The organism is Rhizobacter sp. OV335 (assembly GCF_900142965.1).
In the GTDB taxonomy this organism is placed as follows: Bacteria; Pseudomonadota; Gammaproteobacteria; order Burkholderiales; family Burkholderiaceae_C; genus Rhizobacter.
The window spans coordinates 1-11,464 of record NZ_FRCQ01000011.1 but is presented as its reverse complement, the minus strand read 5'-3'; the positions used below and the strand labels follow the sequence as shown (position 1 = coordinate 11,464).

Annotated in this window: 11 protein-coding genes and 1 tRNA gene; 10 read left to right on the top strand and 2 right to left on the bottom strand. The window is 65.7% G+C overall.

Going from position 1 to position 11,464, the window contains the following annotated elements; translation table 11 throughout:
* Window positions 1-139: 139 nt before the first annotated feature.
* Window positions 140-568, bottom strand: a complete 429-nt coding sequence (gene mscL, locus BUE42_RS13280) for a large conductance mechanosensitive channel protein MscL (RefSeq protein WP_073465590.1) — start codon at window positions 566-568, stop codon at window positions 140-142.
* 186 nt (window positions 569-754) lie between these two features.
* Between mscL and petA the strand changes: the two genes are divergently transcribed.
* The 6 genes from petA to BUE42_RS13250 all read left to right on the top strand — a co-directional run bounded on the left by petA (window position 755) and on the right by BUE42_RS13250 (window position 5,031).
* On the top strand, window positions 755-1,417 hold the full coding sequence (gene petA, locus BUE42_RS13275) for a ubiquinol-cytochrome c reductase iron-sulfur subunit (protein WP_073465589.1): 663 nt from the start codon (window positions 755-757) through the stop codon (window positions 1,415-1,417).
* A 27-nt stretch (window positions 1,418-1,444) separates the two neighbouring features.
* Window positions 1,445-2,845 carry a cytochrome b gene (locus BUE42_RS13270; RefSeq protein ID WP_073465588.1) on the top strand — a complete coding sequence of 467 codons (1,401 nt, stop codon included), beginning with the start codon at window positions 1,445-1,447 and terminating at the stop codon, window positions 2,843-2,845.
* Between the two features lie 28 nt (window positions 2,846-2,873).
* Complete coding sequence (locus tag BUE42_RS13265; RefSeq protein ID WP_073465587.1) at window positions 2,874-3,647, top strand: cytochrome c1; 774 nt, start codon at window positions 2,874-2,876, stop codon at window positions 3,645-3,647.
* A 119-nt stretch (window positions 3,648-3,766) separates the two neighbouring features.
* Entirely contained in the window at window positions 3,767-4,378 is a 612-nt protein-coding gene (locus BUE42_RS13260) for a glutathione S-transferase N-terminal domain-containing protein (protein WP_073465586.1), read from the top strand.
* A 21-nt stretch (window positions 4,379-4,399) separates the two neighbouring features.
* Window positions 4,400-4,942 carry a ClpXP protease specificity-enhancing factor gene (locus BUE42_RS13255; RefSeq protein ID WP_073465585.1) on the top strand — a complete coding sequence of 181 codons (543 nt, stop codon included), beginning with the start codon at window positions 4,400-4,402 and terminating at the stop codon, window positions 4,940-4,942.
* 13 nt (window positions 4,943-4,955) lie between these two features.
* Window positions 4,956-5,031, top strand: a tRNA-Thr gene (locus BUE42_RS13250).
* 69 nt (window positions 5,032-5,100) lie between these two features.
* On the opposite strand, the gene BUE42_RS13245 is transcribed toward BUE42_RS13250, so the two are convergent.
* Window positions 5,101-5,418: a DciA family protein gene (locus tag BUE42_RS13245; protein ID WP_073465584.1), complete on the bottom strand. Its 318-nt coding sequence runs from the start codon at window positions 5,416-5,418 to the stop codon at window positions 5,101-5,103.
* A 16-nt stretch (window positions 5,419-5,434) separates the two neighbouring features.
* Here BUE42_RS13245 and BUE42_RS13240 point away from each other — a divergent pair, with 16 nt between their 5' ends.
* From BUE42_RS13240 to argJ, 4 genes are all read left to right on the top strand, one after another.
* Window positions 5,435-6,397 carry a M23 family metallopeptidase gene (locus BUE42_RS13240; protein ID WP_073465583.1) on the top strand — a complete coding sequence of 321 codons (963 nt, stop codon included), beginning with the start codon at window positions 5,435-5,437 and terminating at the stop codon, window positions 6,395-6,397.
* 227 nt (window positions 6,398-6,624) lie between these two features.
* Window positions 6,625-9,381 (top strand): preprotein translocase subunit SecA, encoded by a 2,757-nt coding sequence (gene secA, locus BUE42_RS13235; RefSeq protein WP_073465582.1) that lies wholly within the window; start codon window positions 6,625-6,627, stop codon window positions 9,379-9,381.
* Between the two features lie 63 nt (window positions 9,382-9,444).
* Complete coding sequence (locus BUE42_RS13230) at window positions 9,445-10,047, top strand: GNAT family N-acetyltransferase (RefSeq protein ID WP_073465581.1); 603 nt, start codon at window positions 9,445-9,447, stop codon at window positions 10,045-10,047.
* A gap of 9 nt (window positions 10,048-10,056) precedes the next feature.
* Window positions 10,057-11,286, top strand: a complete 1,230-nt coding sequence (argJ, locus tag BUE42_RS13225; RefSeq protein ID WP_073465580.1) for a bifunctional glutamate N-acetyltransferase/amino-acid acetyltransferase ArgJ — start codon at window positions 10,057-10,059, stop codon at window positions 11,284-11,286.
* Window positions 11,287-11,464 lie beyond the last annotated feature (178 nt).

Genomic DNA, 11,464 nt, shown 5'->3' with positions numbered 1-11,464 from the left:
GGACCGGGGCGAAACCGCCGGACGGGTGGTCCGGACGGAGATACCGCCAGTATGAGCCCAAACGCAAGGGGCACGCGCCGCGTTGCGGCGCGGCGACGTCGGCCGGCGGGGAGCATTTCACGCCCCGCGGCGCGAACGGTCACTTCTTCAGCGAATCGCGGATCTCGCGCAGCAATTGCACGTCTTCGGGCACGGCGGCCGGCGGCGCGGCCGGGGCCTCGTGCTTGAGGCGGTTGATCTGCTTGACCATCACGAAAATGATGACGGCCAGGATCACGAAGTTGAGCGCCACGGTAATGAAGTTGCCGTAGGCGAACAGCGGAACGCCGGCTTTTGTCAGCGCCTCGTAAGTCTGCGGGCCCTTGAAGTCGGCCGGTGGATTGGCCAGCATCAGGAAATAGTTCGAAAAATCGAGCCCGCCGATCAGGCGGCCGATCACCGGCATGATCAGGTCCTTGACGATGGAATCGACGATCTTGCCGAAGGCCGCGCCGATGATGACGCCGACCGCGAGGTCGACGACATTGCCCTTCATCGCGAAAGCCTTGAATTCGGTGGCGAATCCCATGGGGTGCTCCTGTTCTTGGTGTTGCGCGGCAGTATTGACCAGCAATGGTGGATGTCAAGCCGAAACCCGCGTCAATGAGGGTCCGCCCGCAGTGGCGCGGACCCCTCGGCGCCGGGGGAGGGGGTTGACACGTCCGCTAGAATTCTCGGTTGCCCGTGACTAGAAGTCGCAAGCCGAGGACCCCCAATGAGTGACAAGCAAGGTCGTTCAGACAGCAGTGAGCAAAGAGGCGAGCAAGGTGGTTCACACCATGGTGAATCCCATGTCGATCAAGGCCGTCGCACCTGGGTGGCCATCGCCTGCGGTGCCGGTGCCGTCGGTGGCGTCGCAGCCGCCGTCCCTTTTGTCAGCACCTTCCAGCCCTCCGAGCGGGCACGTGCCGCCGGTGCCGCCGTCGAAGTGGACATCAGCGACCTGAAGCCGGGCGAGAAGAAAACGGTCGAATGGCGCGGCAAGCCGGTGTGGATCGTCCGCCGCACGCCCGAGCAGCTCGCCACGCTGCCGAAGAACGACGCGCAGCTCGCCGACCCCAATTCGCAGCGCAAGCCCGATGAGCTGACCCCCGAATACGCACGCAACGAGGGCCGCTCGCGCAAGCCCGAGGTGCTGGTGGTGGTGGGCATCTGCTCGCACCTCGGCTGCTCGCCGAGCGACAAGTTCCAGGCCGGTGCCCAGCCTTCGCTGCCCGACGACTGGACCGGCGGTTTCCTGTGCCCGTGCCACGGCTCGACCTTCGACATGGCCGGCCGCGTCTACAAGAACAAGCCCGCGCCCGACAACCTCGAAGTGCCGCCGCACATGTACTTGTCCGACGCCAAGCTGCTGATCGGCGAAGACAAGAAGGCCTGAGCCCCGAGCACCCCGGAGAACAACGACATGGCTGAATTCAAGCAAGTGCCCGCCAATGCGTCCGTGGGCGTCAAGCTCATGACCTGGGTCGACAACCGCTTCCCCGCCACGAAGATGTGGAACGAGCAGTGGGGGCAGTACTACGCACCGAAGAACTTCAACTTCTGGTACTTCTTCGGCTCACTCGCGATGCTGGTGCTGGTGATCCAGATCGTCACCGGCATCTTCCTCGTGATGCATTACAAGCCCGACGCGGCGCTCGCCTTCGCATCGGTCGAGTACATCATGCGCGACGTGCCCTGGGGCTGGCTGATCCGCTACATGCACTCGACGGGCGCCTCGGCGTTCTTCATCGTCGTCTACCTGCACATGTTCCGCGGGCTGATGTACGGCAGCTACCGCAAGCCGCGCGAGCTGGTCTGGATCTTCGGCTGCGCGATCTTCCTGTGCCTGATGGCCGAGGCCTTCATGGGCTACCTGCTGCCGTGGGGCCAGATGTCGTACTGGGGCGCGCAGGTCATCGTGAACCTGTTCGCCGCGGTGCCGTTCGTCGGCCCCGACCTGGCGCTGCTGATCCGCGGCGACTACGTCGTGAGCGACGCCACGCTGAACCGCTTCTTCAGCTTCCACGTGATCGCGGTGCCGCTGGTGCTGCTGGGCCTGGTGGCAGCCCACCTGATCGCGCTGCACGAAGTGGGTTCGAACAACCCCGACGGCATCGAGATCAAGGCCAAGCGCGGCCCGGACGGCCACCCGCTGGACGGCATCCCCTCGCACCCGTACTACTCGGTGCACGACATCTTCGGCGTCGCCGGCTTCCTGCTGATCTTCAGCGCGGTGGTGTTCTTCGCGCCCGAGTTCGGCGGCTATTTCCTCGAGTACAACAACTTCATCCCGGCCGATCCGCTGAAGACGCCGGCGCACATCGCCCCGGTCTGGTACTTCACGCCGTTCTACTCGATGCTGCGCGCGACCACCACGCTGATGGTGCAGGTGCTGTCCGGCATCATCGCGGTGGCCACCGTCGCGGCCTTGCTGAAGGGCAAGTTCGGCGGTGCCGCCAAGCTGGCGATGGTGGTCGTCGCGGTCATCGCGGTCGCGCTGCTGAACGTGTTCGACGCCAAGTTCTGGGGCGTGGTGGTGATGGGCGGTGCCGTCATCATCCTGTTCTTCCTGCCCTGGCTGGACCACAGCCCGGTCAAGTCGATCCGCTATCGCCCCGACTGGCACAAGCTCGTGTACGGCGTCTTCGTCGTGTTCTTCCTGATCCTGGGCTACCTGGGCGTGCAGCCGCCGTCCGAAGTCGGCAACTACGTGTCGCAAGTGGGTACGCTGCTGTACTTCGGCTTCTTCCTGCTGATGCCGTGGTGGAGCCAGCTGGGCACCTTCAAGCCCGTGCCCGACCGCGTGACCTTCCACGCCCACTGATCACCACGAGAGCCCCGGAGACAACACCATGAAGAAACTCCTTCTCACGTTGCTGGCGAGCCTGGCACTGATGGGTGGCGCGGCGCAGGCTTCGGAAGGCGGCGTGGCCTGGGACAAGTTCCCGTCGGCCAAGACCACCGACCTGGCGGCGCTGCAGAACGGCGCCAAGCTGTTCGTCAACTACTGCCTGAACTGCCACTCGGCCGCGTTCATGCGCTACAACCGCATGCGTGACATCGGCTTGACCGAAGCGCAGATCAAGGCCAACCTGCTGTTCGCGACCGACAAGGTCGGCGACACGATGAAGACCTCGCTCGACCCGAAGCAGGCCAAGGACTGGTTCGGTGCCTTGCCGCCTGACCTGTCGGTGATCGCCCGTTCGCGTGCCGACATCGGCAAGGGCTCGGGTGCCGACTACCTGTACACCTACCTGCGCAGCTACTACCGCGACGACACCAAGGCGACCGGCTGGAACAACCTGGCCTTCCCGAGCGTCGCGATGCCGCATGTGCTGTGGGAACTGCAGGGCCAGCGCGTCGCGAAGTTCGTCGAAGAGAAAGACCCGCACGACGAGGCGAAGTCGATGCATCGCTTCGCCGGCTTCGAGCAGGTGACGCCCGGCAAGCTGAGCGCCAACGATTACGACGAGGCCGTGGCCGACCTCGTCGCCTACCTACAGTGGATGGGAGAGCCAGCCCAGGGCCAGCGCATTCGCGTCGGCGTCTGGGTGCTGCTGTTCCTCTCCGTGTTCGTCGTCATCACCTGGCGCCTGAACGCGGTTTACTGGAAAGACGTGAAATAACGATGTGATTTCGCGCCCCGGGCTGCACGACGGCCCGGGTCGACGACGCAGCGGCTGCCTGACGGCGTGCCTGCTGCGTCTTGTGTTTTGTTTGACCTCAGCTTCAAGGAGCCACCACCATGATGGTGCTTTACTCCGGAACGACCTGCCCTTACTCGCATCGTTGCCGCTTCGTCCTGTTCGAAAAGGGCATGGACTTCGAGATTCGCGACGTCGACCTCTTCGCCAAGCCCGAAGACATCGCGCTGATGAATCCGTACAACGAGGTGCCGATCCTCGTCGAGCGCGATCTCATCCTGTACGAGTCGCACATCATCAACGAGTACATCGACGAGCGCTTCCCGCACCCGCAGCTGATGCCGGGCGACCCGGTGGCGCGCGCCCGCGTGCGGCTGTTCCTGCTGAACTTCGAGAAGGAGCTGTTCTCGCACGTCAACGTGCTCGAGTCGCGCGGCCTGAAGCCCAACGACAAGCAGCTCGAGAAGGCGCGCGCGCAGATCCGCGACCGCCTGACGCAGCTCGCGCCGATCTTCCTGAAGAACAAGTACATGCTGGGCGACGACTTCTCGATGCTCGACGTGGCCATCGCACCGCTGCTGTGGCGCCTGGACTACTACGGCATCGACATGTCGAAGAACGCCGTGCCGCTGCTGAAGTACGCCGAGCGCATCTTCTCGCGCCCGGCCTACATCGAGGCGCTGACGCCGTCCGAGAAGGTGATGCGCAAGTGATTGCGTGACTGAACACTCCGCATGGCTTCCACTCCCACGGCACCGGGCAACGCCGGCTCATCGACCCGCCCGTACCTGATTCGTGCGTTGCACGACTGGTGCACCGACAACGGCTTCACCCCGTACCTCGCGGTGTTCGTCGACCGGGGCGTGCACGTGCCGGCCGAGTACGTGAAGAACAACGAGATCGTGCTCAACGTCAGCTTCGAAGCCACCACGGCCCTGAAGCTGGGCAACGAGCTGATCGAGTTCAAGGCACGTTTCGGCGGCGTCGCCCGCGAGATCGCGGTGCCGGTGGACCATGTCATCGCGATCTATGCGCGCGAGAACGGGCAGGGCATGGCCTTCCCGATGCCCAGCGAATCGGCGGCCGAGACGGCCGGCGCGTCGGATGACGCCGCGCCGCCGGAACGTCCGGCGGGCGGCGGGCTGCGCCTGGCCACGACCGAAGGCAGTGCCGAGCCGGCGGCCGCGGCACCGGCTGGCGAGTCTGAAGAAGACAAACCGCCCGAACCTCCGGCGGGCGGCGGCGGGCCGCGTCCGGCGCTCAAGCGCATCAAATAGAATCCCCGCCTCAGCCCTTGTAGCTCAGCTGGTAGAGCAGCGGTTTTGTAAACCGAAGGTCGCGGGTTCGATTCCTGCCGGGGGCACCACCATCGATCTGGCCGCAGTGGTCTAGGCCAGACACATTTCTTCATCAACCCCCTGACACACGTCAGGCCTCAGGTTGATTGAACCTTCACCCGTATTGCAGTAACCTGCCAGCCCCGGGCACGGAGTGTTTGCTCCATCCGGGGTTGCAGCTGGCGCAGCTTGGAGGCGACCGCAGAGTTGGCCGCAAGCAGAGACCAGCCCTCATCGTCGACCGGCCCGGGCTTCACATGCAGGGCCAGTGTGGGTGGCAAACAGTTTCGTACCGCATCGAAGCGTGCATTCGACTCCTGCAGCAAGCGCTGCAAGTGAGCCAGAGGCGCACTTCGGCTCAGGGCCTCTTCGATGCGCAAGGCGTTGGGGGTGACCGGGGATGTCTTCGGTTTCACCGGAAGGAGTTTAGCGATGCAGATCCTGATCACGCACGGCACCTTGGCCCGAACGCGTGTATTGCGCTTCAACCGCTTCCAGGCCTTCGGTGCCCTGGTGGGGTTGGCGCTGGTGCTGATGCTGCTGTCCGGCACCATCTACCACGTGGTGTTCCTGAAGGCGGCGCGCGAAGGCTGGCCGGTGGTCAGCCAGATCGTCCGGCTGGTGGTGCGCGATGAATTCGCCCAGCGCGACCGCTTCGTCCGCGAGAACCTCGACGCGATGGCGCAGAAGGTCGGCGAGATGCAGGCCAAGCTGATCAAGCTTGAGGCGATGGGCGAGCGAGTCTCGGGCCTGGCCGGTATGAAACCGGAAGAGTTGAAACAGATCGTGCCGGCCGCCGTGTCCGGCGGGCAGGGCGGCCCCTTCGTGCCGGCGCGCACGCCGTCGTTCGATCAACTGACCGGCATGGTGTCGTCGCTCGACGAAGCGGCCGAGCAGAGCACCGACCTGTTCACGATGGTCGAGTCGCGCCTGTTCGAGCAGCGCATGCAGCAGCTGATGGTGCCCAACAGCCGGCCGATCGACGTGCAGGTCGGCTCCGGCTTCGGCTTCCGCACCGACCCGTTCACCGGGCGTGCCGCGCTGCACACCGGTCTCGATTTCCCGACCGACGTCGGCACCCCCATCATGGCGGCGGCCGGCGGCGTGGTGCGCTCCACCGACGTGCACCCGGCCTACGGCAACCTGCTCGAGATCGACCACGGCAACGGCCTGGTGACCCGCTATGCGCACACCTCGCGCATCGCGGTCAAGACCGGCGACCTGGTCCGGCGCGGCCAGGTCGTGGCCTATGTCGGCACCACCGGCCGCTCGACCGGCCCGCACCTGCACTTCGAGGTGCTGGTCGAGGGCGTGCCGCAGGACCCGGCGAAATTCCTGGCCGGCGGGGCGAAGGCCGGCAACACCGCGGCCGCGAAGGGTGCCGCCCGGCGCTGAGCCGGTGCTGAGCCGGCGCTGAGCTGACAACGCACCCCGGCCACGCCGGCGACGTCCGCTTGCCGTAAAATCCGCCGCTTTCGCTGTTCGTGCGCCGGGCTTGTAAAGGCGGGCCGCACCCTCAGCTCACCCCAGCATCCAAGAAGTCGGCCCCTTTTCTTTTCGAGAAGTCGCGAAGAATCGTGAGAGGTCGCAGCTGCCTTCCGTATACCAACCCCTGACGCTGCATGTTGCCCAAGCTTCTCACCCAGATTTTCGGTAGCCGCAACGACCGACTGCTCAAGCAGTACCGGCTGGTTGTGCAGCAGATCAATGCGCTGGAGCCGCAGTTCGAGCAGCTCAGCGACGAGGCGCTGAAGGCCAAGACGGCCGAGTTCAAGGAACGCCACGCGAAGGGCGAAACGCTCGACGCGCTGCTGCCCGAGGCCTTTGCGGTCGCCCGTGAAGGCGGCAAGCGCATCCTGAAGATGCGCCACTTCGACGTGCAGCTGATCGGCGGCATGTCGCTGCACAACGGCAAGATCGCCGAAATGCGCACCGGCGAAGGCAAGACGCTGATGGCCACGCTGCCGGTCTACCTGAATGCGCTGGCCGGCAAGGGCGTGCACCTGGTGACGGTGAACGACTACCTGGCGCGCCGCGACGCCGAATGGATGGGCAGGCTGTACAACTTCCTGGGCCTGACGGTCGGCATCAACCTGCCGCAGATGTCGCGCGAGGAGAAGCAGGCCGCCTACGCCGCCGACGTCACCTACGGCACCAACAACGAATACGGCTTCGACTACCTGCGCGACAACATGGTCTACGAGACGGCCGACCGCGTGCAGCGCGGCCTGTCGTATGCCATCGTCGACGAGGTGGATTCGATCCTGATCGACGAAGCCCGCACGCCGCTGATCATCAGCGGGCAGGCCGAAGACCACACCGAGCTCTACGTGCGCATCAACGCCGTGGTGCCGCAACTGAAGAAGCAGATCGGCGAGCTCGACCTGCGCACCGGCGAAGGCGTGATCGAGCCGGGCGACTTCACCGTCGACGAGAAGACGCACCAGGTCTTCCTGACCGAAGACGGCCACGAGAACGCCGAGCGCATCCTGCGCGAGGCCGGCCTGCTGGTCGAGGGCGCGAGCCTGTACGACCCGCAGAACATCACGCTGATGCACCATGTGTACGCCGCGCTGCGCGCGCGCCACCTGTACAACCGCGACCAGCACTACGTGGTGCAGGACGGCGAGGTGATCATCGTCGACGAGTTCACCGGCCGGCTGATGACGGGCCGCCGCTGGTCCGACGGCCTGCACCAGGCGGTCGAGGCCAAGGAAGGCGTCGAGATCCAGAGCGAGAACCAGACCCTCGCATCGATCACCTTCCAGAACTACTTCCGCATGTACGGCAAGCTGTCGGGCATGACCGGCACGGCCGACACCGAGGCCTACGAGTTCCAGGAGATCTACAACCTGGAAACGGTGATCGTCCCGCCGAACCGGCCGACGGTGCGCAAGGACGAACTCGACCTGGTCTACAAGACCAACAAGGAAAAGTTCAACGCTGTCATCGACGACATCCGCGACTGCGTCAAGCGCGGCCAGCCGGTGCTGGTGGGCACGACCTCGATCGAGAACTCGGAGCTGATCTCCACGCTGCTGCAGAAGGCGCAGCTGCCGCACCAGGTGCTGAACGCCAAGCAGCACGCGAAGGAAGCCGAGATCGTCGCGCAGGCCGGGCGCCCGGGCGTGATCACGATCGCGACCAACATGGCCGGCCGCGGCACCGACATCGTGCTGGGCGGCAACGTCGAGAAGCAGATCCAGCTGATCGAGGCCGACGACGCCGTCGCCGAAGCCGACAAGGTCTCGCGCTCCGACACGCTGAAGAGCGAATGGCAGGGCCTGCACGACCAGGTGAAGGCGGCCGGTGGCCTGCGCATCATCGCGACCGAGCGGCATGAGTCGCGGCGCATCGACAACCAGTTGCGTGGCCGCTCGGGCCGCCAGGGCGACCCGGGGTCGTCGCGCTTCTACCTGTCGCTCGAAGACCCGCTGATGCGCATCTTCGCCGGCGACCGCGTGCGCGCGATCATGGACCGGCTGAAGATGCCCGAGGGCGAGGCGATCGAGGCCGGCATCGTCACGCGCAGCATCGAGAGCGCGCAGCGCAAGGTCGAGGCGCGCAACTTCGACGTGCGCAAGCAGCTGCTCGAGTACGACGACGTCTCGAACGACCAGCGCAAGGTGATCTACCAGCAGCGCAACGACATCCTCGAGGCGCCGCAGCTCGATGCGCAGGTGGCGAGCCTGCGCGAGAGCACGCTGACCGACGTGGTGCGCACCTACGTGCCGGCCGAGAGCGTCGAGGAGCAGTGGGACCTCGATGCGCTCGAGAAGACGCTGCGCGACGAGTGGCAGCTCGAGCTGGCGGTGAAGGCGCATGTCGAGAAGAGCCAGGCGATCACCGACGACGAGATTGTCGAGATGGTGGTGAAGGCCGGCCACGAGGCCTTCGCGGCCAAGCTCGCGATCGTCGGTGCCGAGCAGTTCATCCCGTTCGAACGGATGATCCTGCTGCAGCAGATCGACCAGCACTGGCGCGAGCACCTGGCGGCGCTCGACTACCTGCGCCAGGGCATCCACCTGCGCGGCTATGCGCAGAAGAACCCGAAGCAGGAGTACAAGCGCGAGGCCTTCGAGCTGTTCAGCCAACTGCTCGATGTCGTCAAGATGGACGTGACCCGCATCCTGATGACGGTGCGCGTGCAGACGCAGGAGCAGGTCGCGCAGGCGGCCGAGGCGATCGAGGAACGCGCCGAGGCCATCAGCAACGTGACCTACACGCACCCGAACGAAGACGGCAGCGTGTCGCAGGAGCCGGATGTGGCGCGCTTCGCGCAGATGGTGGCGAGCGGCATCCCGCCGGTCGGCCGCAACGACCCGTGCCCGTGCGGCAGCGGCAAGAAGTACAAGCAATGCCACGGCAAATTGGCTTGACTTGACCTGATGCAGCAAACGACGGAGCCTTCGGGCTCCGTTGTCGTTTGGGAGATCTGATCGATGGATGAAAGCACGCTGCAAGGCGCGCCGCGCGAGCTGTTCACGCCGCGGCTGCGGCTGGAGCATCCGCGCGAATCGCACGCGGCCGTCGTGATGGAGAGCGTCAACGCGTCGCTCGGTGAATTGGGCTTCATCGCTTGGGGGCAGATGCCCTTCACGGCCGAAAGGGCCGAGAGCTTCTGCCGCCGCAATGCCGAGCGCGTGGCAAAGGGCGAGTGCCTGATCTATTTCGCATTCGACCGCGAGACTGGTGCCTTCGTCGGCAACCTCGACCTGCACAGCTTCGAGTTCGAGGTGCCGCGCTGCCAGATCGGCTACGTGGCCGATTCGCGCCAGGCCGGGCGCGGCCTGATGCACGAGGCTGGTTCGGCGCTGCTGCAGCTGGCGTTCGGGCTGGGTGTGATGCGCATCGAGGCGTGGTGCGATGCACGGAACCACCGGTCGATCGGGCTGGCCGAGCGCCTGGGCATGAAGCGCGAGGGCCTGCTGCGGGCCTACGAGCGCGACGAAAGCGGCGAACTCAGTGACCAGGTCGTGCTCGCGAAGCTGCACGATGACATCGCCTCTTTCTACAATGCATTCCCTCACCCGCTGCCCGACTGAGAGACCGCCATGCCCGTCAACCTGAGCGCCCCCGATCCCAAGACCCTGCACCCCGTTCCCGGCGTCAAGCTCGGCATCACGATGGCGGGGGTGCGCAAGGCCAACCGCCGCGACCTGAGCGTGATCACGCTGGCCGAGGGCTCGCAGGTGGCCGGCGTCTTCACCAGCAACCGTTTCTGCGCCGCGCCGGTGCAGCTGTGCCGCAAGCACCTGGCGAGTGGCACCGGGCCGCGCGCGATCGTGATCAACACCGGCAACGCGAACGCCGGCACCGGCGAAGACGGCCTGGTGCGTGCGTTCTCGACCTGCGTGGCGCTCGCGCGCCACCTGGAGCTGGCGCCCGAGCAGGTGCTGCCGTTCTCGACCGGCGTGATCATGGAGCCGCTGCCGAACGACCGCATCGAGGCCGGCCTGCCGGCGGCGCTGGCCGACCTGAAGGAAGACAACTGGGGCGTGGCCGCCGAGGCCATCATGACGACCGACACGTTGCCGAAGGCGGCGTCGCGCCAGCTGCGCATCGGTGGCAAGACGGTCACGGTGACCGGCATCAGCAAGGGGGCCGGGATGATCCGCCCGAACATGGCGACGATGCTGAGCTTCGTGGCCACCGACGCGGTGATCGCGCCGGCGCTGATGCAGAGCCTGGTGAAGGAGGCGGCCGACTTGTCGTTCAACCGCATCACGATCGACGGCGACACGTCGACCAACGATTCGTTCGTCGTCGTCGCGACCGGCCAGGCCGGGCATGCGCCGATCACCAGCGTCGACAGCGTTGAAGGCGCGGCGTTGCGCGAGGCGCTGGTCAGCGTCGCGCAGCAACTCGCGCAGGCGATCGTGCGCGATGGCGAGGGCGCGACCAAGTTCATCACGGTGCAGGTCGATGCCGGTGGCAGCGAGGCCGAGTGCCAGCAGGTGGCGTATGCGATCGCGCATTCGCCGCTGGTCAAGACGGCGTTCTTTGCGAGCGATCCCAACCTCGGCCGCATCCTGGCGGCAGTGGGTTATGCCGGCATTGCCGATCTCGACCAGACGAAGATCGACCTGTTCCTCGACGACGTGCACGTCGCGAAGCAGGGCGGGCGCAACCCGAGCTACCGCGAGGAAGACGGGCAGCGCGTGATGAAGCAGAGCGAGATCGATGTGCGCGTGGTGCTGAACCGTGGTGTGGCAACGGCTACGGTGTGGACCTGTGACCTGAGCTACGACTACGTGAAGATCAACGCGGATTACCGGAGCTGACGTTCTCGTGTGCGGCAAAGGCGCGGGTGGGGAGGCTGTGGCTCGCCGTCAGGTGCGGTCATCGCCCCTGGGGGGCAATGACTGCCCTGCGCTGACTGGTTTCATGGCCCGTCGCCGAAACTCCCGTCACTCACTTCGTTCGTTGTGGTCAAACAGTCGGCGACAGTCAGTTCACGAA